This is a genomic window from Microbulbifer variabilis (assembly GCF_020524905.1).
Lineage (GTDB): Bacteria > Pseudomonadota > Gammaproteobacteria > Pseudomonadales > Cellvibrionaceae > Microbulbifer > Microbulbifer variabilis_A.
Genome location: NZ_JAIVKI010000001.1, coordinates 210,463 through 232,276 on the forward strand (window position 1 = coordinate 210,463; position 21,814 = coordinate 232,276).

Genomic DNA, 21,814 nt, shown 5'->3' on the forward strand with positions numbered 1-21,814 from the left:
TGTGGGGTTTTTGGTACCTTGGTCGCAAAAAAAGCCATTATCTGATGGTTATGATTTTTGTGTTGTTCACGTATTAATGGATAAATATAAATTTATGGATAAGTTTCAGATTTACTTGTATAGAATGTTCAGTATTTTTTTACTGATGGGTGCAGTAGGGAGCGCACAGTCTGCGATGGCTGCAAGCGTTACAGTCACTCCAGGTAAAAGCACAACAGGTTCTTTTAGCTATCAATTTAATAGTCTTCCGGCTACTAGTTGTTCTGGTTCCTGTGTGTCTGAATACATAAGCTTATCGGTATCGGGTGGAGGTTCTACGGTTTCTCTTTCAAGATCTGGTACTTTTAAGGCTGGTAGCCCTGGAGATTATTTATTTTCTGCGACTAAAATACGTAGAGTAGGCATTGAGCCGTATCCATGTGATGGAGAAATCCCTATTATTGGGCGACCTAGCGTAGATAAGGTTGAAAAGAAGATAGACTCTACAAATAATAAAGAGAGCCTTTCTCCGCAGAGAATGCGAGGGGGGACCTGTTATGCAGAGGTTATAACAAAAACTGAGGTATTGGCATCTAAAACAGTCACTTATCTTCAACCTGCCCCTCCTACACCCTCCAGTATCAGTTATGGTACTTTTGATAGCGATGGTGCCTACAAAGTTAGCTGGTCTTCTAGTACAGGTGCAGGCCGATATGAACTCGAGCGTAAACTAAATAGTGGCTCCTGGAGTAGGGTTTATAATTCCACCGGAACCAGCTTTAATGAAAGCGGTCGGTCTAATGGTAATTACCAATATCGCGTACGTGCTTGTATAGACAGTGCATGCAGTGGTTATAAGACGGGTGGCACCTTGAAGGTAGAGAAAACACCTTCTACGCCAGCTTCTATTACCGTACCCAGCTCTATCTCTTCAAATAGTGTGGATCTGAGCTGGTCCTCTAGTAGCGGGGCCACTCGCTATGAACTGCAGCAGCGTAAAAATAGTGGAAGTTGGTCAGCTGCTTATTCCGGTTCTGCTACCCGTATTAAGATTACTGGTTTGGAGTACGGCGCTAGCTATCAATTCCGTGTTCGCGCCTGTAATACTACCTGTTCCTCTTTCCGCGTAGGTGGACCAGTGCTTGTGGATCCCACAATCGCGATTGGCAAGCAGCTCTACTATAACCAGGCTGATCCCGTAGCAGAAAATCAGGAAAATCCGGCTAAGGGTATTTACTCCAGAAACTTAGCTGCTTTCCGTTATCTGGACCTTTCCTATGTGCGAGACCCAAGCACAGGTCAGGTAATTTACCGTGTCGGTAATACTAATTCAGATCAAAATTTCACAGTTCTATATGGCTCCAAAGAGAAGTCAAGGGCCGGTGTCGCATTAAGTGTGATCGAAGATCTGCTGAAGCAGAATATCAGCACACAAATGCGCAGTAGAGCTGAAGATCTTCTACTGAATATTTATCACGACCGTACCGTTGCAGAGATTATTTCCGCTAACCAAAAGCTGGATCTTGCGCGACAAATTCGTCTCAATGAGGGGGATATCCATTCAGAGATTGATGCTTACGAGCAGGCCGTGGATATTCTGAACATGGGTCTAACAGACGCTGCTCAAATCCTGTCCGGCTACCCCGAGCTTCTGGCCACCAAAAGCCCAGGCAGAGGACAGCTTAGCCCTCGTTATAAAAATGCAGCTGGTGATCTCGTTAATGTTTCCAGCAATAGCTTATTTACAGGCTATAAAGATATCCGAGTGCTGTATGAGCTGATGAGCGATCTTGCTGACGCTCAATATCAATCAGTTCGCCTGCGTGTTAGTAGCGGAGAAACAGACGCAGCCAAGCTAGAGCAGCTCAGGGCCTCTACCTCACAGCTGCAGGCAAAGATCAAGGCGAATGATACCAGTATCCGCCAGGCGTTTGATGGTATAGAACTGAAAAACGTAAGCGGATTTAGCGGTTTGCCTGAAGCTATAGCGAAGTTTACTGGTAGCCTCAATCAACTAGCCAATATTGACACCTGGCTGGCGGGGGAAACCAACATGCTTGGTCTGCCCAATGATGCCGTATTGATTATGTCTGGTCAGAGTACTGCTAGCGATAGCTTTGATGTCATTGCTGCCAACCACAGTCCCACCAGTGGTTCTCTGCTCTACGCTCTGCAAAGCTTGGATGCGGCAACTGCTAGTTATGATGGCTTTAAGAGGACCAAGCAGAGCTTCACAACCGACTTTAAGAATCGCATGGACGCTAAAAATAATGCGCTCAAGGATTTGATTGGTTGGGAATATCGAGAAGCTTGTAACAATGGCGGAGCTTGTGTCGCTGCAACTGAGATAGCTGTGCGAGGCAGTGCTATTGCCTTGCAGACGAAGAATATTGAGGCGGCAGATAAGAACCTTGAAAAGCAGGAGCAAAGACTCAGTAAATTACTGGATGATATCGAATCTGAAATTGACCGTTTCGGTAAAACTCAGGGCATAGAGAATGCAATTGAGGAGGTGATTGTTTCCTATGGACAGGAACAAGTTAAAATTACCACGCAAATTGCAAAGATCCGTGCGCGTGCTGAAAAGGCAAGAAAGAAAGGTTCTATATTTGGTTCGATTGTACGTGTCGCTGCTGCCTTTGTGACTTATGGTGCGTCAGAGCTTGCCTTTCAAGTTCAAGCGGCAATGTCGGAAACTGGGTCTGGTATACAAAGTGTCCTAACGCACAATGCCAATATCAAGCAGATCAAAAAAGAGGGAAAACTCCAGGCATTGAGCCAGCAATTGGCCTATGAGGAACGCGCCAAGATACAAGCACTGCGCACCGAAATGAATGAGGTGAACTTCCAGGCTCGTATTCGTTCCATGTGGCTGGAAGCCAATATCATTAATCTGGATATCGCCTTGGCAGAAGCCAATGTTGAGATAGAGATTGATCGATTGGCAGGCATGATGAATCAGGTACATCGCCTGCTGACAGATGCTGCGGAATTGCAATCTGGTTTGATAGATAACTACTTTGCTGACCCTATTCATTTAACCAGGGCCAATAAAGATCTTGAAGCGGCCGAATCTACCTTTGATCGTGCTCAGGAATGGATGTTCTATGCGGTGCAGGCGTTGGAATATAAATGGCAGGAGCCATTTGTGACTACCTCGGGCTTAAAAAAGGATTCCCTTTTTGCTTTACGTAATGCCAATTCCTTAAAAGAATTTTATGCGGAAATGGAAAATTTCAATGAGTACAGACGGCTGCATAACTTCACCATTAAAACCGATAGTCTATCGTTAAAAGAGGACATTCTCGGTTATTACGATACCATTCGTGGCGAGCAGCAGGAGTATCCACATCCAGATCCCGCAATCGGCGCCCAGCAAATGTTGTCAGGCCAAGCGGCATTTACGGCTTACCTGAAACATAATCTGCTGGACTTTGGTGATGAACAGTGGGTTAACTTTAGCTTCTCCACCTTGAAGCCCGTAGCTAGAAGTAATTTCTTTAAGGGTCCGCGCATTTTGGAGACTGACAGCTCGTCATGTGTTTTCAATGGCGGAAATTACAATGACAAAATATTAGATGTTGGTATCAATATATTAAGTTCATTCGGAGCCTTTGCTGATAGTACTATTGTGGAATTAACCTACGGTGGTAATAGCTATTTTCGAGCTCAACTAGATGAAACTGCATTCGATATGCTCAATGCAATCGATCGTTTTAATATATTGGAGTCACGTTTTTGGAATGTTTCTGGTGCAAATACCTTAAACTATACATCCAGCTTTACTACCTCTTTTGATGGCGCAATCAGGGGTGCTCCTGCGGGATTAGTTTACTCCACCGGTGCCTTTAAAGAGCGCAGTGTCGCTGCCTCTGAATGGATGCTAACGATATTGTCTGCAGATCAGTTTGGTGATCTGTTCGATATCAATAGTGTCGAAGATATTGAGATTGTGGTTAGGCACAAGTATTTGGATCGTAATTTTCAAAACTGTAATACAGGTATGCGCTCTGCCAATTTCGATTTCAATCTCAGTCCCAGCTCCCAACGCAACCAACTCCAGCCACCTCTGTTGTTTGAAGAGCAGCTAGAGCGGGATTCTCGCTTAGCGGAATAAAGTAGTTATTTATTCTCCATTATGCATGCTCCTGATTTTCAGGGGCATGCTCACAAATTAATTCTGGTGTTTCTCTGATGCCGCTTGAATACAAGCGACGGGCACTCTGGAGCTATCACAAGCATGCCTATTTCTAAGTACAAATTTTTACCTCTAAAGAGGTTTTTGTCCGCTAAGCGCCGACAAACTCTCTCAAGCCTCCGTCTTTTTGGTTTTGCTTCACTTACTTTGTTTTCTTATACAGTAATGAGTGCAGAGCACTTAACACCAACGGTCCTCTCATTACCTAGAGGTCCAGGGTCTATTGAGGGGCTGGGTGAAGGCTTTATACCACAATTAAATTCAGGTACGGGACAGTATCAGATTCCTCTTCTGGCGCCACCGGGTAGAAATGGACTTACTCCCAACCTTTCACTCGATTACAACAGCGGCTCGGGTAATGGATTGGCGGGAGTCGGCGTACGCCTCTCTATCCCTTATTTACAACGTCAAACCAGCTTGGGGTTGCCAAACTATTCAGAGTGGCCTAATGGCGATGGTATTGACAATAATAACAATGGAACAATTGATGAATTTGACGAATATGATCAATTTATTGATGCTCAGGGACGAGAACTTGTACTAACCAAAGAGGGATATTATCGCAGTAAAATAGAAGGGGGCTTTATCCGTTATGAACGGCTAGCGCAAGGGTGGTTACTGCATTATCCTAATGGAGTTAAATTATATCTGGGGACTAAGGAGAATAGTCGAGTCCTTTCAGATAATCGTGTGTTTAAATGGTATCCCACGAAATTTGTAGATACTAATGGCAATTTTATTGAATACCACTGGCATAAAATCGATAAAACTGCGCAATCCTATTTAAAAGAAATTACATATAATCATGGCGATGCAGAGCCTACCCGCATACAGTTCCGTTACGCAGAAAGACCTGATATTCTCACTAGTTACCGTGCTGGTTATGAAATAAAAAGCCAATATCGGCTTGCTAGTGTTAAAATGTTATCTAAGGGCAAACCAGTACGTGAATACAAACTGGAATATTTCCCCCATACAGAATCACAGCCCCTTTCTCAATTAAAACGCATCACTGAATATGGTGCCGATCTCACCAAGCACCGACCACCATTAGAATTTTCTTGGACCAGGTTTGACCCCAAGGGGGTTGATAAGCACAAGATGCCGGGACTAAGTGCTCCAATTTATATGGAAAACACCGGCTTTTTTGATCTGGATGGCGATGGTCTGATGGATGTCATCGGCACGGGCATGTCAAACCATACTTATTGGCTCAATCGCGGTGCTAATGCAGAGGGCGTTGTAGAGTGGGCGCCCTATAAAAAAATGCAGGGCAGAAGCAACCTAGATCTATCGATACCAAACAACTTAGTGGCGGATTTTGATGGTGACGGGCGCACAGAAATTTTAACTGGCTCCGCATCCAATACCCATATGTTTGGGATCAGTGATAGCTATGAATGGCAACACAAAGGCTCCCTGAACCGTGCCGGGTTACCTTTAGGTGCTAATTATACTCGCCTTCTGGATATTAATAATGATAAACGGACTGATATATTGTCCGTAACGAAACTGAAGTCATCCTTGCAGTTTCAGGTATTACTTAACCTGAAGCAGGGTTGGAGTAACCCTATATCGCTAGCTACGCACCAGGATCTGTTTGCGGTAGATTTTGCCAATCCAAATAGTTTTCTGGCGGATATGAACGGAGATCGCCTGCCGGATATAGTTCTGGCTTCTCAAGAAGGACAGGCTATTCGAGTGGTTTATTTTCCCCACCGCGGCCTGGCTGGTTTCGGGGAGCGGATTGATTTCGATTTAATTGAGAATGTTCCGTTACACGAAGAGAAAATACGTTTTACCGATATCAATGGCGATGGCCGCGCGGATTTAGTCAACTTGAATGGACCACGAGCGGAATTCTGGCTGAATCAAGGGTTAAATCGGAGTAATCCCACTACTGCTCGATTTGGTCATCAGACCATCATTACCGCCCCCGAGCATATGGGATCGATTGATTCGACTCGGCTTTTGGATATCAATGGCAATGGCTCACAGGATATTATTTGGTATCAGCGCACCTCCTCAGACAAGGCTTTCTCGGTAGCTGAGCTTTCGCCCCATGAGCAACCCTATCAGCTGAAAACTATTGATAACGGTTTGGGCAAAAAAACCACCCTTAACTATATCTCACTGCAAAGTGAGCGGTTGCGTGATAAGGCAGCAGGCCAGCCTTGGACCACGAAAATGCCCATAGGCATGCAGGTTCTAAAAAGTATTGAAGTGGAAGATGGCCTCTCCGGCACGGTACAGCGCAGCAGCTTTAGCTACCACAATGGTTGGTACAACCCTGTTGAGAAAAGTTTTTGGGGGTTTGAGGGCGTTGAAGCGATTGAACACGGCGCCGGGGATACACCGAGCCTACACCAAATCAATGAGTACCATCTGGGTAAAACTGCAGAAGCCTTACGAGGCCAGATAAAGGATTCTCGCCGGGAAGATGCTCAGGGCAAACTGTTTGCGCAGGAAACTTTTACCTGGGAAGCTGTTGCAATTGCTGAACCCATTGCCGCAGAACAAAGGACCGTTACCCAGGCGCAACTGGTTAGCAAAGAGCGCGTTATTGAAGAGCGAGGCGCGGGGGAACCAGTTAAGTTATTAACCAGCTATTCCTATGACAACTACGGCAATACAACCCGCGTAGAAGAGTTAGGTCGCCAGGACGGTAACTGGAATGACGAACGTATTACCAATTTGCGTTACAGCGCTGAATCTTCGCAGGGGCAGGATCGGTGGATTTTAAACAAGCCCCTGGAAAAGAAAGTTACCGATTTAAATGGGCAGTTGGTAGCTAAAGAACAATGGTTTTATGACGATGAATCTTTTAGCGGCACCAGCTTGGGTTCTATCAGTAAAGGTAACCTCACCCTACACAGAGCCTGGGAGGACGCGAGTGACCCCAGTGCTTATATTGATCACAAGCGTTACCGATATGATCGTTATGGCAATGTGATTGCCCAGATGGACCCATTGTGGTCAAAACAGCCGGGTCATCTGGTTGAAAGTAAATTTGACCAAGCCTATTCACTTTTTCCCGTTGAAGAACATATTCACACCGGCAGTGGTGTTTTGGTTGCTAAAGCGACTTATGACTACGGGCTCGGGGCCATAAAGACTTTCACGGATTTCAATGGTCAGAAAACCCAATACCAACATGACACCTTGGGGCGACTGACGGCCATCATAAAACCTGGTGACACTCTATCGGCACCAACACTGCAGTATGAATATCAGTTGGCGCAACCCCATGGCAATGGATTGATTAATTGGGTGGAAACTCGCCAGCGTGAAACCCAGGGTGGCGGCACCATTGATAGTCGACACTTTTATGACGGCCTGGGCCGCACTTTGATGGTGCGTAGTGAAGGTGAACAACCTGGGCAAGTTGTAGTCAGCGAACACAATCACTATGGATCTCGGGGGCAGCTTAACAAGAGTTATCTACCGTATTTTGCCACTGGGCTGGCTTATAGTAATCAAGCCAGCAGCGCCCACTCACGCCAATTCCGCTACGATGCACTGGGGCGCATCGAGGAGGTTCAGCAGCCCTATACCGCGCAAAGCGGAGAGGCAGTGTTTAATCGCATCACCTATCAGCCGTTGATGCAGTTGTTGCAAGATGAAGAGCAGACCCGCACTGCTGGCACCCATGCCGGTGCCGCAAAGCGCTTGGTATTTGATGGCCTGCAGAATGCCGAAGGGCAATACCGGTTGCGCCGGGTGGATGAAATCCATGGAGCCACTAGCGCCAATGGCAGTACCTGGTCTACACACTATGACTACGACCTCAATGGTAATTTCACTCGCCTTCAGGATGCACAGAACAATGTGCGCACCATGCACTACGACGACCTGGGACGCATGCGATTCTTGGATGACCCCAACCGCGGACAGCGCTGGCAGTACTTTGACGATGCCGGCAACCTGCTGGCCACCCGCGATGCCCTAGGGCAGGAAAGACACTATCGCTACGACGGCGCCAACCGCCTCTTTGCCGAGTATCAATTATCGCCAAGGGGAAAATCTCCCAGCGGGGCAAACTGGCAGCCGGGTTTACAGCTGGGCTCCACCTCCCCCGTGGTTAGTTACCAGTACGACCAGCGCGGAGATGAGAGCGGTGCTTTCTTGCTTGGACGACTGGCCAAAGTGACCGACCAAGCTGGTTTCGAGCAGTGGAATTACGATGCGCGCGGCCAAGTGGTGCAGCGCCAGCGCAAGATCACCGGCCCACAAATTGACAGTCCCCTCTATACCTCGCGCTTCGCCTATGACAGTGCCGGACGCATGACACAGCAGTTCTACCCCGACAATAGCCAGGTGAACTTCGAATACAATGCCCGCGGTCTGCTCGAACGTATCCCGGGTGTGGTGGAACGCCTAGACTATACCGCCAATGGTGTTTTACAACATCGTGGATTGGCCAATGGGGTTGAAACCGACTGGGGCTTTGATGAGCGCCAGAGACTGGCAGGCCTACGCACGCAGCGCAGCGGCGATGCACTGACTCTGCAAGAGTGGGATTACCGCTTTGATGCCGTATCCAACGTGCTCGGCATTGATGAAAAACGCTCCACCAACACGCTCTCTGCGATGGCTGCCGAGCTCGGTGCAACCAGTAAACAGACAGCCTCGCTGGCAAAAAATATTGCCTACGACTACGACGATGTCTACCGCCTCACCGGTGTTGCCGACGATAACGAGCAGGTCTATTACAATTACGACAAAATTGGCAATCTCCTGCAATTTGGACGTGCTAATACCAGGCTGCCAGATATCACCAGCGCTGATATCCATATCACAGACCTGCGCTATGGAGGCAGCAAGGATAATAGCAACACTGGAGCGTCTAACCGTGTTAGCCGGGGTAGCTTGCCGGGCCCCCAGGCACTGAGCTGGGCCGAAGGCAAGATTGAGTACGACGAAAATGGCAATCGTACACAAGCTGCCGACCAAACCTACCACTGGGACTACCACCAGCGTTTGACATACGCCGGTAATAAGCAAGCCGCTGACCAGTACGGTTATGATTTTAAACACCAGCGTCGCTTTAAAATCACCGAACGTGCAGGTGGAGCCCGTAGTGTCACCCTCTATATCGACGGAGATAGTGAAGTACGCGATGGCAAGTTACTGAAGTATATTCGTATTGGCCAGAACCGTATTGCCCGCAGTGACCAGAGTGGAAAATTTTTCTCGCCGACCGAGTACTACCTGCACACGCACGTAGGTTCTACCGACCTGACTCTGGACAAGTCTGGCAAGATCGTTAATGCCTTTACCTATAAGTCTTACGGCAAGCTGGAAAATGTCTTCGGTGATAGTACCGCAGCACCTTACCGCTATGCGGGTAAAGAGCTGGATAAGTCCACAGGTTTAGGCTACTTCGAACGGCGTTACCTGCAGTCTGACTTTGGTACCTTTATCAGTCCGGACCCGGTGCTAAACCACCCGGGACGTTTTGTAGATCCGCAGCGTTGGGCTCCCTATCGCTATGCGCGCAATAATCCGGTTAATTATGTTGACCCAAATGGTGAAACGGCTATTAAACAAAATGATGGAAATGGGTTGGTAGCTAATAAGGCAGAGTTACTAGCAATCGAAGCTCGATACAAGGCTATGATTTTAGGAGCTGAGAGGAAAGGTTGGGATGTTGCTGCTGGCGCACTGAAAAATTTTATGAGTCAGGAAAAGGACCCCTTTGTAGTATCTTCAGGGTGGCTTCTTCAGCAGCCATCAATACAAGAAGGGATAGAAATAAATAAACAATTATTTTACGATGATGTAATGAAAAAAGCCGATTTATTAAAATCCGGAGAGTCAGCTTGGCATGTTGATTATTGGGATAAACAAGTCAAGGCTGAATTATTTTCAGAGTTTTATTATGCTAGTGGAACTTCGACCCTCACATCATATGGGTATTTTGATCTTGAAGCTGCAGATGATGGGACAGTAACCATTACTGGTGCTATACGACATGTTTGGTATGATCGTTATGATTGGCATGATGGTTTGAGTGTAACGGTTCCAATTTTTGGTAGAGTCGGCGATGACTCCGGAAATAAATTAGTAGAAAGTGGAAGAGCTAAGGAGTTTGATATGCACTCTGAGTGGACGGAGAATGTAGAATGGTAAATTCAATTATTAAGAGCACTATAGCTTTTGCACTCTTGGTGGCTGGTGTCGGGGTGTGTGCAAAAGATCTTGAGTGTGTGTTTCGTCCGGTTTTTATGAATGTAAAACCTGGGGAGAACCCTTATGAGCTGGGATCTGAAGATTTAAGTACAGAGACTCGAGATAATCTTATGATGATCCTTAAATATTATGGGAAGGATGTGGAGGTACTAGGTCAGTCAAATTTAAAGATTTCCTGTGATTTGTACTCTAATTTAGATTTTCTTGTAAGTGTTACGAAAAAATCTCAAGATAAGACTTGGTTGGAGCTGCATGAAAGGTTAATAAAGCAATATGAAAAGTAAAAAGCTAATGTATTGTTAAATAGTGGCAAATCCTGGACACCCATAGAATAGAGAAAGGCGCTAGCAGTATTGCTGGCGCTGGTTCCAATGGCTATTTCTTTCTGCTTTATAGTTAAGTTGAGGTGAAGCGCTGAAGATCTACGCTGGCCTTAGAAAAATTGCGGTTATGGGTGAGGGTGGAAAACAGTATCGAGAGAGTAGAAGGGAATTAGCAGGGTGTTGCAGAAAGGTAGCGCTGACAGTCGCTTATGCCATGTACCCAGCGTTTATAGGGAGCAAATCCTGGACACCCATAGAATAGAGAAAAGCGCTAGCGGTATTGCTGGCGCTAGTTCCAATGACTATTTCTTTCTGCTTTATAGTTAAGTTGAGGTGAAGCGCTGAAGATCTACGCTGGCCTTAGAAAAATTTCGGTTATGGGTGAGCGTGGAAAACAGTATCAAGAGAGTAGAAGGGAATTAGCAGGGTGTTGCAGAAAGGTAGCGCTGACAGTCGCTTATGCCATGTACCCAGCGTTTATTGCATTGCCTGCAAGCATTTCGTACGGCCTCAGTAGATCCTACCAAGCCTTTAAAGCGGCTTTCAAAATTTCGGTTGAGATAGAGCCAGTGTTTAGGTGAAATGCCTAGCCGCTCGAGTATGGGAGGAGTATTTTCGGCAATGGCTCCGCGCTTTCTAGGGGCTAGGTGCCTTCCGCTCCAGTCGACTAGCTCTAGATAGTGATCTAACTGAAAGGGTAAACCCTTTGGCATATTTAGACGCTCGTCACCCACAAACGACATTAAACTTTTGGGTTGCTCACCTGAGATTGCTGCACGAATACGCTGTTGAATGGAGGTGTGACCAGAATCTTCTGGGGTTTTTGCCATATTGGCGCAGATGGGGTTTAGGTCGACATAGGCCATACAGGCGGCAAGGGCCCTTTCATCCAATAAAGCCTGGGATTTAAAACGGCCTTCCCAGAAGCGACCTGTGCACTGGTCTTCAGCGTTAGCTTGGCGAGCGATAGACTCATTTAAACAGCGCATAAACCAGCTGATATCCGTTAAGCGCTCTCGCCATACCGAAGCGACCTCTTTTAGTGCCTTTAGCTCGCAGCGATCAAGAGTATCGCCGTTTAGATAGCGCTGGGCCAAACTAGAGGCTTTGAATATTTTTTGCCAGCGATCAATCACCTCTAAAAGAGACCACTTATCAGCAGATTTTTTGTCAATGTAGAGTACCACATGGTAGTGATTGCTAATTACTGCATAGGCGGCGAGATCCAGGGCAAAACCTCAGTCAAATTATGCATACGATTTTCAATCCATTCGCGCCGATGCTGGTAATCTTTCCCAGATACAGTATCCCGACCGCAAAGGAATGCTCGCCGTACACAGCGGGATGCGCAGTGGTAATAAGACGTTACGTCAAGAGATATCTGGGTGCTTCGCGGTAGAGTCATCAATTACACACGCATTGATATGGATGAATATCCAGTATTTTGTCGGTTCGCGCTCTTTTGTCAATGGTATTGGCGGTTTATACTTTATGTTTGATGGGTGTCCAGAAATATCGATCGACTGGGAATTATTCAGACGTTCCTTAGCTTTTAAATTTATCTAATTATCGTATCTAAATAAGCCTATCCACACATAACCTCTCGCGCTCATCAAACATTCGTCTCGTGCACAATGCAACTGCCACAAAAGTACCAAACCCCGTACCCGCAGCAATCGTAAACATAATCAAAATCTGATATTTCACCGCGATGGTAGGGGAGGTGCCGGCAAGTATCTGCCCGGTCATCATACCGGGTAAAAATACAATCCCTGCTGCGGCCATCGAATTGATCGTTGGCATTAAGCCTGCGCGCATCGCATCCCTGCGAAATTCGATACTTGCTTGCCGCCAGGTTTCGCCTAGCATTAAGCGATTGTCAATAATATCTCTTGAGCGCCGCAAACTTTCCGTTAGCCGGTCCAGGCCCAGGGCAACACCGGTCATGGTGTTTCCCAGTAGCATGCCTAATAGAGGAATGGAGTATTGCGGCTGATACCAGGGCTGGGGGCCAATCAGTACCACTAAACTTAATATGGTGACGCTAAACGCGGAGACCAGCATGGAGACGGTGCCTATAGCAAAACTCCAGCCACCGCGCAGGCGATATTTTTGCCGTGAGACGACTTGTTGTCCGGCAAACAATAACATCGCTAGTCCCAACAGACTCACCCATAACAGGGTCCCAACGGCGAATAGCGCTTCCAGTATCAAACCGACAAGTGTTAGCTGAATCGCCGTTCGCACCGCCGCAATAATCAGCGATTTACCGAGCTGTAATCGGGCGATATGGGTGCAAATTGCCAGGGCAACTACCAGTGCTGCAGCCAGTGATAACTGCCACCAGGAAAGATCGATCACACTCATTGTGATATTTCCCTCTCTATTAGTCTGCTCCCTTTAATTTCAAAATGCCTGGTGGCTACGCGCTGGATCTGCTCTCTATTATGCGCCACCCAGATGACGGGGTACTGGTGCTTGCTGATTTCATCCATAAGCCATGCTTCTACTTTACTCGTAGTATCCGGATCCAGATTGGCTGTGGGTTCATCCAGTAAAAGTGCCTGCGGTGCGTAGGAGAGCGCGCGAATAAGCGCTAAGCGCTGTTTTTCCCCGGAGGAGAGCCGGCTTACCTGCCATTCTGTTGCCTCCTCGGGAAACCCCAATGTCTTTAATGCTTTCTCCATCGGTTGATTAAAGTGTTCGCCCACTGTCTCGTACCACCAGGCACTCTGTGCTGGTACCAACATAACCTGGCGGCGCCACTGGTGCCCGGGCATTTCCTTCTGATCTATGTCGTCAAGAGAGATATCACCACTATGGGGTTCAATATCGGCAATGGCCCTGAGCAGTCGGCTCTTACCTGAACCAGAAGAACCTGAAAGACAAATGATTTCTCCTGGTTGTATTTCCAACCGTACTTTTTTAAGTGGGCCGATATTTAGTTTTTCTAGTTTTAGCTGCGGCATTTTATGGGTTACTTGCAAACAACCTTGCAGTTAATAGTTTTGTTTTGGCTGGTATTCTAAAGTACTGATATCTCTATCGTATGAATTAAGTACTATGACTGTGACAGGTTGGTTCGATTAGTTAGGTAATGAAAATTAAGAACCTGTGAGGGTTTCTTTTTTGTTCTCAACTATCCCGCAACATAACTTAGTCTGCGACTCATGATGGCTTAACTACATCCTAACTATAGAAGGATGTATTTGAAGCTCTCGGAGACATTCAGTTGATAACCATAGTCATAGTTCACCTTCATTGATGCAGTCCATCTTTTTGAACCTGCCGCTTCCCTTTGAACCTCCCGCTCCAGTCCGCCATAATCCGCTCCTTCCGAATCGAATAACGAGTGCTGTATGACCGACACCTCTGTCTATGAGGCCACAGAGCGCCTGCCGTTAAAGGAGTACACCGAAAAGGCGTACCTGGATTACTCCATGTATGTGATCCTGGATCGCGCCCTGCCGAATATCGGTGACGGCCTGAAGCCGGTGCAGCGGCGTATTGTCTACGCCATGAGCGAGCTGGGCCTGAAGAATACCGCCAAGTATAAGAAGTCCGCGCGCACCGTCGGCGATGTGATCGGTAAGTACCACCCCCACGGCGATAGCGCCGTGTATGAGGCGATGGTATTGATGGCACAGCCGTTCAGCTATCGCTACCCGCTGATTGACGGTCAGGGCAACTGGGGCTCGCCGGATGATCCCAAGTCTTTCGCCGCCATGCGTTACACCGAGTCGCGCATGGGCAAATATTCGGAAGTGCTGCTGTCGGAATTGGGTCAGGGCACGGTGGATTGGCAGCCGAACTTCGATGGCACTATGGACGAACCCTGTGTGTTGCCGGCGCGGGTGCCGAATATCCTGTTAAACGGTACCACCGGTATTGCCGTGGGTATGGCCACCGATATTCCGCCGCACAATTTGCGCGAAGTGGTCAACGCGACGGTGGCACTGCTGGAAAACCCCAAAGCCACGGTGGAAGAGCTGTGCGAGCATATTCTCGGTCCGGATATGCCCACCGAGGCTGAGATTATTACCCCGCGGGAAGATATTCGTAAGATTTACACCAGCGGTCGCGGCTCTATCAAGATGCGCGCCCTGTGGAGTAAGGAAGACGGCGATATCGTGATTACTGCGCTGCCTCATCAGGTGAGCGGCGCCAAGGTGCTGGAGCAGATCGCGCAGCAGATGCAGGCCAAGAAATTGCCGATGGTGAGCGACCTGCGCGATGAATCGGATCACGAAAATCCCACGCGCCTGGTGATTGTGCCCAAGTCCAACCGAGTGGAGATGGAATCGGTGATGAATCACCTGTTCGCTACCACCGATCTGGAGCGCAATTACCGTGTCAATATGAATATGATCGGTATCGACGGCCGCCCACAGGTAAAGTCCCTCGATAAGATCCTGCGCGAGTGGCTAACTTTCCGTGCCACCACCACCCGCCGTCGTTTGCAGTTCCGCCTGGACAAGGTCGAGAAGCGTTTGCACCTGTTGGCAGGTTTGTTGGTTGCCTTCCTCAATATCGATGAAGTGATTGAGATTATCCGTACCTGCGACGAACCCAAGCAGGAGCTGATGGATCGATTCGAGCTGACGGATATTCAGGCGGATTACATTCTGGATACCAAGCTGCGTCAGTTGGCGCGCCTGGAAGAAATGAAAATCCGTGGTGAGCAGGCCGAGCTGGAGAAAGAGCGCGACACTCTGAGCAAGACTCTGGACAGCGAGCGCCGCCTCAAGACCCTGATCAAGAAAGAACTGCTGGCTGCAGCCAAGGAGTTCGGTGACGAGCGCCGTTCACCCATTGTGGCCCGCGAAGAAGCCAGGGCGTTTAGTGAAGCGGAGTTGCTGTCTTCCGACCCCATCACGGTTGTTGTTTCCAAGAAAGGTTGGATTCGCGCGGCCAAGGGCCACGATATCGATGCTTCGGCGCTCAGCTACAAAGCCGGTGACAGCCTCGGCTTCGCTGCGCACGGCAAGAGTAACCAACCGGCGCTGCTGCTCGACAGTACTGGGCGGAGTTATTCCATTGCTGCTCATACTTTACCTTCGGCACGGGGGCAGGGTGAGCCACTGAGTGGCCGTATCAACCCGCCTTCTGGGGCGACCTTTGAGGGGTTGTTGATGGGGGGGGACGACCAGCGGGTGCTGCTGGCTTCTGACGCGGGCTATGGCTTTATCGCCAGGCTCGCCGATCTGCAGTCGCGCAACAAGGCGGGCAAGGCCCTGCTGACCCTGCCCAAAGGCGCGCAGGTATTGTCGCCACAGGTGCTGGACAACCCAGAAGAGGCGCTGCTGGCGGCGGTGACCTCAGAGGGGCGTATGCTGGTATTCCCTGTCACGGAATTGCCGGAATTGTCGAAAGGCAAGGGCAACAAGATTATCAATATCACTGCCGCGCGGGCTGCAAGCCGCGAGGAAGTGGTGGTGGGAATCGCTGTGTTGGAGGGTAAGAACCAGCTGGTCGTCCATGCCGGCAAGCGCCATACAAAGATCAAGATCTCGGAAATGGAGCACTACCGCGGTGAGCGCGGCCGACGGGGCAACAAGCTGCCGCGGGGCTTCCAGAAGGTCGATAGCATCGAGGTGCTGGAAAAATAAGCCCTCAGTGATACGGCAGAACCAAAGCGGTCCTTGCGACCGCTTTTTTATTGCCAGCTTTTATTGTTAAGTCGCGCATTGATGAAATAATAAGCAGGCTTATAATGAGCGCCCTCAAAAAAGGGAGAGACTATGTCAGGGATGGGCGAGTCTGGAAAAGACAGCGCAACCGAGATGAGCTTTGCGCTGCACAGTGCGGCACGCCTGTTGCGGCGTAACTTTGACCGCCGCGCACGGGATCATGGCCTCAGCGATGCCCGATGGCAGGTGCTCTGGCATCTGACACGAGAGCAGGGGCTGAAGCAAACTGCACTGGCGGGGCGCCTGGAGATGGCACCGATCAGCCTGGCGCGCCTGCTCGACAAGCTGCAGGGCGAAGGGCTGGTAGAGCGTCGGCCCGATCCGCAGGATCGGCGCTGTTTCAAGATTTATCCGACCGATCAGGTACAGCCGGCGATGGCGCTACTGGGGGACCTGGCAGAAGAGACCCGCAATCACGCCCTGGATGGCTTTACGGCGGCGGAAATAGGACAGCTGCAGGCGCTGCTTGGGCGACTGCGTAAGAATTTAATAGGCGAAGAGATTGAATGTGACTGAAAGGCTGCACCTGAAGCTAAAGCCGAGTGCAATGCGCAAGCTGGGGGGCGCCCTGGGGCTGGCGCTTGTCGCCCTGGCTGCCGGCTGGAGCCTCTATGGCGGCGGCGATATCGTCGAGACGCAAAACGCCTATGTAAAGGCGGATAAGGTCTCCCTGGCGCCGGAAGTCCATGGTGTGGTGACCAAGGTGCTGGTGAGTGCCAATGAGCCGGTTCTTAAAGGCCAGCTACTGATTCAAATTGATCGCACCGCCTATGAACTGGCGGTGACCGAAGCCGAGGCGCGCCTGGCCCAGGTGCGCAATGACTTGCTGGCGCGCCGCGCCGAGTACGCCGAGGCGGATGCCGCCCTGCAGCAGGCGCGCAAAGACGCGGATTTCTACCGGCGCCAACTCGAGCGCAATGAAAAGCTGGGCAAGGTAGCCTTCTCTGAGGCGGAGCTGGACAGCGCCCGCCAGCAGTTGGAGCGGGCCCGCGCGCAAATCACTATCAATGCGGAGAAGCTTTCCAGTCTGCGTGCCGAGTTGGGTGGCGACCCCAGTGTGGCTCTGGAAGAGCAGGCCGATCTCAAAGTGGCTCAGGCGCAGTTGGATAAAGCCAAATATCAACTGTCGCGCACCCGAATTATCGCGCCGATGGACGGTGTCATCGCCAATACCCTGCCACAAGTCGGAGAGATGGCGACAGTCGGTGAGAGCCTCCTGTATATGGTGGGCACCAGCGGCCTATGGGTGGAAGCCAACCTTAAGGAGACCGAACTGGCCAGGGTGCGCACCGGTCAGCAGGCGGAGGTGACCCTCGATGCCTACCCGGACTTTGAATGGCAGGCCCAGGTGGACAGCATGAGCCCGGCTAGCGGCAGTGAGTTCTCGCCAACCCCGCCGCAGAATGCCAGTGGCGAATGGCAAAAGGTAGTGCAGCGGGTGCCGGTGCGGTTGCGCCTTTATCCCCTCAAGGATGCGCCGCCGCTACGCGCAGGGATGAGTGCCAAGGTGCGTATCGATACTAGTGAAGATGCCAAGGTGGTTTCCGCGCGTGCCTCTACCGGCGAGAGTGGCAGAGTGGTTCTATAGCTAAAGAGAAAAGCTGCAAAGATTGGGATTGTTGCCGAGCGAGGGAGTATGCGGACGCGGAAGTAAGCGGGGTTAGCTTTTAAAAGTGTACTAACCAGCGACAATTCACTAGAAAAAAGAAGGGCCCGCACTGCGGGCCCTGTATTTTACTCTTCGACTCTATACCAGGTCTGGGTGCGGTAGAGAAATCCGAGGTAACCGCGCACTTTCAGGGTGTTGTCGTTTTCAAGCCAGAACTTGCAGTCGTAAATCTTGCCTTTCACCGGGTCCATAATTTCCCCGCCTTCGTATTTATTACCTTTTTTCACCATATTGGTAATTACGTTCATTCCCACGATGGGTTTGCCTTTCAGATCACCGGGGCAGTTCTCACAAATGGTATCGTTGGGTTTCAGCAACAGTTGGACGATCTTGCCAAAATATTTGCCGTCCTTTTCATAGATTTCCACGATGGATCTGGGCTTGCCGGATTCGTCATCAATAGTGCGCCACTTGCCTACAACATCTGCGGCATTGGCCTGCAGGGCGAACAACAGGCCGAATGTGGCCAGAAGCAGGTTTCTTATCATTTGTAGGTTTTCCTCTATTCAGTGGGTGACCCAGATCTTACAGGAAGTCACTTGCAGCGACACCGCATAAGTCACCATCGGGTAAAAAAATAACCGCATACAGACGACATTTGACCGCAAATCCCGGCAAATTGTTCGCAACTTGTACCATTTTAGCTTTATTAAGAGCTACAGCTCAGCGGGATACGCTTGCCGGATTCCGGTGGGGCACTGGCCCAGACTTCGTGTTGGGGATGCTCGTCAAATGGGCTTTGCAGCAGCTGGCGCAGGGTGCGCAAGGGCTGGTAATCCCCGCCTTCGGCAGCCTCGATAACCTTCTGCGCCAAATAGTTGCGCAATAGGTATTTGGGGTTTGCCGCGAGCATGGCTCGGTTGCGGGCGCAGGATTCACTCTGCTCGCGCGCCAGACGTCGGTCGTAGTGCTCCAGCCACTGCTCGAGAGCACTGTGCTGAGCCTTGGCGAGACACTCCTGTAATCCCCGTGCGGGGCGCTCGCCACGGTAGTGGGACAGGGCGCGGAAGAAGCGAGTGTAGTCCGCCTCACCCTGTTGTAAAAGCTGCAATAGATCGGCGCACAGCGCCTGATCGCCATCTTCCTCGGCGGTAAGTCCCAGCTTGGCGCGCATCCTCTCAGCATAGGCTTGGGTCACCAGGGGTTGGAACTGCTCCAGACAGTCGCGCAGCGCCTCCACACTGACAAAACCGGATAGAGCATGGGCCAGGGCATTCAGGTTCCATAGCACCACACCGGGCTGCTGCTCGAAGGCGTAGCGACCGGTATGGTCCGAATGGTTGCAGATAAAGGTGGGATCGTAGTCATCGAGAAAGGCATAGGGGCCATAGTCGAAGGTGTCACCAATGATCGACATATTGTCGGTATTTAGCACTCCGTGGGCGAAGCCTACCGCCTGCCAGCTGGCCACTAGTTCGGCACTGCGCTGGGTAGTAAAGCGCAGCATGGCTTCGGCCTGCTCGCCAACGCTGAGCCCTTGGGTATTGGGAACGAAACGCCGGCAGATTTCTCCGATCAGCTTTTGCTGGGCTTGCAGTTGCTTGGTGTAAAACAGGTATTCGAAGTGGCCGAAGCGCACATGGCTTTCGGCCACGCGGATCAGCATGGCACCACTTTCAATTTGCTCGCGGGTCACTGGCTCGTCGCTGCCGACGATACACAGAGCGCGGGTGGAGCGAATGCCCAGGCCACTCAAGGCCTCGCCGGCAAGATATTCTCGAATGGTGGAACGCAACACCGCACGGCCGTCGCCAAAGCGGGAGTAGGGGGTCTGGCCAGCGCCTTTCAGGTGTAATTCCCAATCTTTGCCCTGGTGTTCTATCTCTCCCAGTAGCAGGGCGCGACCGTCGCCCAGATCCGGGTTGTAGACGCCAAACTGGTGGCCGGTGTACTTCATGGCGAAGGGGCGGCTGCCGTGAAACAGCTTGGCGCCACATCCCAGCTTAGCCCAGTCGGGATTGGTCGCCTCAGAAGCATCAATGCCGAGCAGCTCCAGCACCGTGGGATTGATATCGATGAGCTGTGGGTGCTTGAAGGGCGTGGGGTCGATACGGCGGCCAAAGGCATCGCCCAGATCGGCGTAGCGGTGGCTGAGGGTAACTTCGCTGAGCTTCATAGGTACTGAGTGTAGGTTGCTAATGGCTGCGGGCCCGTTCTAGATGGACCCGTGAATGGGTTGAGGGCACTAAACCGCCAACAAGCGCAGCGGGCGATTCTGCGATTGCCAGTGTTGCTCCTCCTGGTAAAGCAGCTCTTCAACGGCGGGGCTGTTGTCGAGCCAGTCCCGAGTTATCTGCAGGCGGTAAGCGTCACCCTGGTCTGCCAGGTTAACCCCCTGCAGAGTGCGTTCCGTGCGGTCGCGGTGAATAATGCAGGCAAGGCGCAGACACAGCAGTAAATCCGGGCTTGGATGGAAGCCATAATGTTCTTTAGGAGGTTTGATGGTGCCGCGCTGGTTGCGCACCAAGTGGGCCAGATGTTCCTGTTCACCATTAGAAAATCCGGCCATATCCGCGTGCTTGATCATATAGGCACCGAGTTTGCGGAAGCTGCTGTGGGTAAGTGCCAGTCCCACTTCGTGTAACTGGATGGCCCAGCGCAGACGCTGCCTGCCCTCGAGTGGGTAATCGGGACGGAGTTGTTGCAGCAGTTTAAGTGCAGTGTCGTTGACGCGGCGCACCTGGTTTTGGTCTATCTGCCAGCGCTGTACCACAGCGTCTACTGTGCTGGCGCGACGATCGCCACCGTGGAGTCGACCCGCCAGGTCGTGCACTATGCCTTCGCGAATGGCATAAGGAGAAACTTCCATACGTTGGATATCCAGCTCACAGAAGATGGCATGCAGGATTGCCAGGCCGGCGGCAAACACAGGGCGCCGCTCCTCATCGAGGTAGGGCAGGTCCAGTTCGGCGATATGCTCCACCTGGGAAACTTCTTCGGCGAGCCGGTTGATATCCTGCCGCAGGATATCCGCTACTTCTCCGCCATTGAGTACCCGGGAAACCGCTTTCACACTGCCGGAGCAACCGATCACTTCCGCCTCGGCTGCGATGTGCTGCAGCTCCTGTAGCTCGGCGCGGGCGGCGCGCTGTGCGCGCTTAAAATGGTTGACGGTATTTTCGCTGATCAGGCCATCGGCAAAAAAGCGTCTGCTGTAGGAAACACAGCCCATTTCCAGGCTTTGCAATTGCTGAGGGGCTTCACTGCCGCGCACCAGTTCGGTGGAGCCTCCGCCGATGTCAATAATACAGCGAAGCCGCGGCGGTCCGTCGGCGGCGGCCATTACCCCACTGTAAATTAGTCGCGCCTCCTCAATGCCGCTAATAATTTCCACGGGTACGCCGAGAATAGACTCTGCCTCTTCGAGAAAGCCATCGGCATTGGCAGCGGCCGCGCGCAGGGTATTGGTGCCGACGACACGAATATGATCGGCCGGTAGTTTTTGTAGTACTGGCTGAAAGCGGTTGAGGGCGGCCAGGGCGCGCTCGGACACAGCCGGGTCCAGGTGGTGATGGGCGTCCAGTCCCTCCGCCAGGCGCACCATCGCGCGGTCGGTATGTAGGCGTACCATACGTTGCCCACGGAATTCTGCCAGTAACAGGTGGAAGCTGTTAGAGCCGAGGTCGAGCGCGACATAGCGTTCAATCGGTGTTTGTGTTGGCATCCTGGCACCTGCTTAAATTTAGAGAGCAAACCGCTCCTGCACTCGCAATATCACCAAATAGTTTTGGTTAGTGCGAAGTACCCTGCGGGTAGGGAAAGC

12 protein-coding genes are annotated in these 21,814 nt (G+C 50.8%); 6 read left to right on the forward strand and 6 right to left on the reverse strand.

What is annotated here, in order from left to right; translation table 11 throughout:
* Positions 1-10: 10 nt before the first annotated feature.
* From LC073_RS00905 to LC073_RS00915, 3 genes are all read left to right on the forward strand, one after another.
* A complete protein-coding gene (locus LC073_RS00905; protein WP_226642381.1) occupies positions 11-4,096 on the forward strand; it encodes a fibronectin type III domain-containing protein in 4,086 nt (1,361 codons plus the stop codon).
* A 246-nt stretch (positions 4,097-4,342) separates the two neighbouring features.
* Positions 4,343-10,309: a toxin TcdB middle/N-terminal domain-containing protein gene (locus tag LC073_RS00910; RefSeq protein WP_226642383.1), complete on the forward strand. Its 5,967-nt coding sequence runs from the start codon at positions 4,343-4,345 to the stop codon at positions 10,307-10,309.
* On the forward strand, positions 10,303-10,653 hold the full coding sequence (locus LC073_RS00915; RefSeq protein WP_226642385.1) for a hypothetical protein: 351 nt from the start codon (positions 10,303-10,305) through the stop codon (positions 10,651-10,653). Before LC073_RS00910 ends, LC073_RS00915 begins: the two co-directional genes overlap by 7 nt.
* A gap of 458 nt (positions 10,654-11,111) precedes the next feature.
* Here the strand turns inward: LC073_RS00915 and LC073_RS00920 are convergent, their stop codons facing one another.
* The 3 genes from LC073_RS00920 to LC073_RS00930 all read right to left on the reverse strand — a co-directional run bounded on the left by LC073_RS00920 (position 11,112) and on the right by LC073_RS00930 (position 13,661).
* On the reverse strand, positions 11,112-11,879 hold the full coding sequence (locus LC073_RS00920) for a hypothetical protein (RefSeq protein ID WP_226642387.1): 768 nt from the start codon (positions 11,877-11,879) through the stop codon (positions 11,112-11,114).
* Between the two features lie 388 nt (positions 11,880-12,267).
* Complete coding sequence (locus LC073_RS00925; protein WP_226642389.1) at positions 12,268-13,059, reverse strand: ABC transporter permease; 792 nt, start codon at positions 13,057-13,059, stop codon at positions 12,268-12,270.
* Positions 13,056-13,661, reverse strand: a complete 606-nt coding sequence (locus LC073_RS00930) for an ATP-binding cassette domain-containing protein (RefSeq protein WP_226642391.1) — start codon at positions 13,659-13,661, stop codon at positions 13,056-13,058. The genes LC073_RS00925 and LC073_RS00930 overlap by 4 nt, the downstream gene beginning before the upstream one ends.
* Positions 13,662-14,051: 390 nt before the next feature.
* Here LC073_RS00930 and parC point away from each other — a divergent pair, with 390 nt between their 5' ends.
* The 3 genes from parC (at position 14,052) to LC073_RS00945 (ending at position 17,970) form a co-directional block, all read left to right on the forward strand.
* Positions 14,052-16,301, forward strand: a complete 2,250-nt coding sequence (parC, locus tag LC073_RS00935; RefSeq protein ID WP_226642393.1) for a DNA topoisomerase IV subunit A — start codon at positions 14,052-14,054, stop codon at positions 16,299-16,301.
* 132 nt (positions 16,302-16,433) lie between these two features.
* Complete coding sequence (locus LC073_RS00940) at positions 16,434-16,898, forward strand: MarR family winged helix-turn-helix transcriptional regulator (protein ID WP_226642395.1); 465 nt, start codon at positions 16,434-16,436, stop codon at positions 16,896-16,898.
* Entirely contained in the window at positions 16,891-17,970 is a 1,080-nt protein-coding gene (locus LC073_RS00945; RefSeq protein ID WP_226642397.1) for an HlyD family secretion protein, read from the forward strand. Before LC073_RS00940 ends, LC073_RS00945 begins: the two co-directional genes overlap by 8 nt.
* A gap of 146 nt (positions 17,971-18,116) precedes the next feature.
* Here LC073_RS00945 and LC073_RS00950 read toward each other — a convergent pair whose 3' ends face one another.
* The 3 genes from LC073_RS00950 to LC073_RS00960 all read right to left on the reverse strand — a co-directional run bounded on the left by LC073_RS00950 (position 18,117) and on the right by LC073_RS00960 (position 21,715).
* Positions 18,117-18,539, reverse strand: coding sequence for a DUF2147 domain-containing protein (locus tag LC073_RS00950; RefSeq protein WP_226642399.1), 423 nt, complete (start codon positions 18,537-18,539; stop codon positions 18,117-18,119).
* A 161-nt stretch (positions 18,540-18,700) separates the two neighbouring features.
* Complete coding sequence (locus LC073_RS00955) at positions 18,701-20,167, reverse strand: protein adenylyltransferase SelO (protein WP_226642401.1); 1,467 nt, start codon at positions 20,165-20,167, stop codon at positions 18,701-18,703.
* A 69-nt stretch (positions 20,168-20,236) separates the two neighbouring features.
* Positions 20,237-21,715 (reverse strand): Ppx/GppA phosphatase family protein, encoded by a 1,479-nt coding sequence (locus LC073_RS00960; protein WP_226642403.1) that lies wholly within the window; start codon positions 21,713-21,715, stop codon positions 20,237-20,239.
* Positions 21,716-21,814 lie beyond the last annotated feature (99 nt).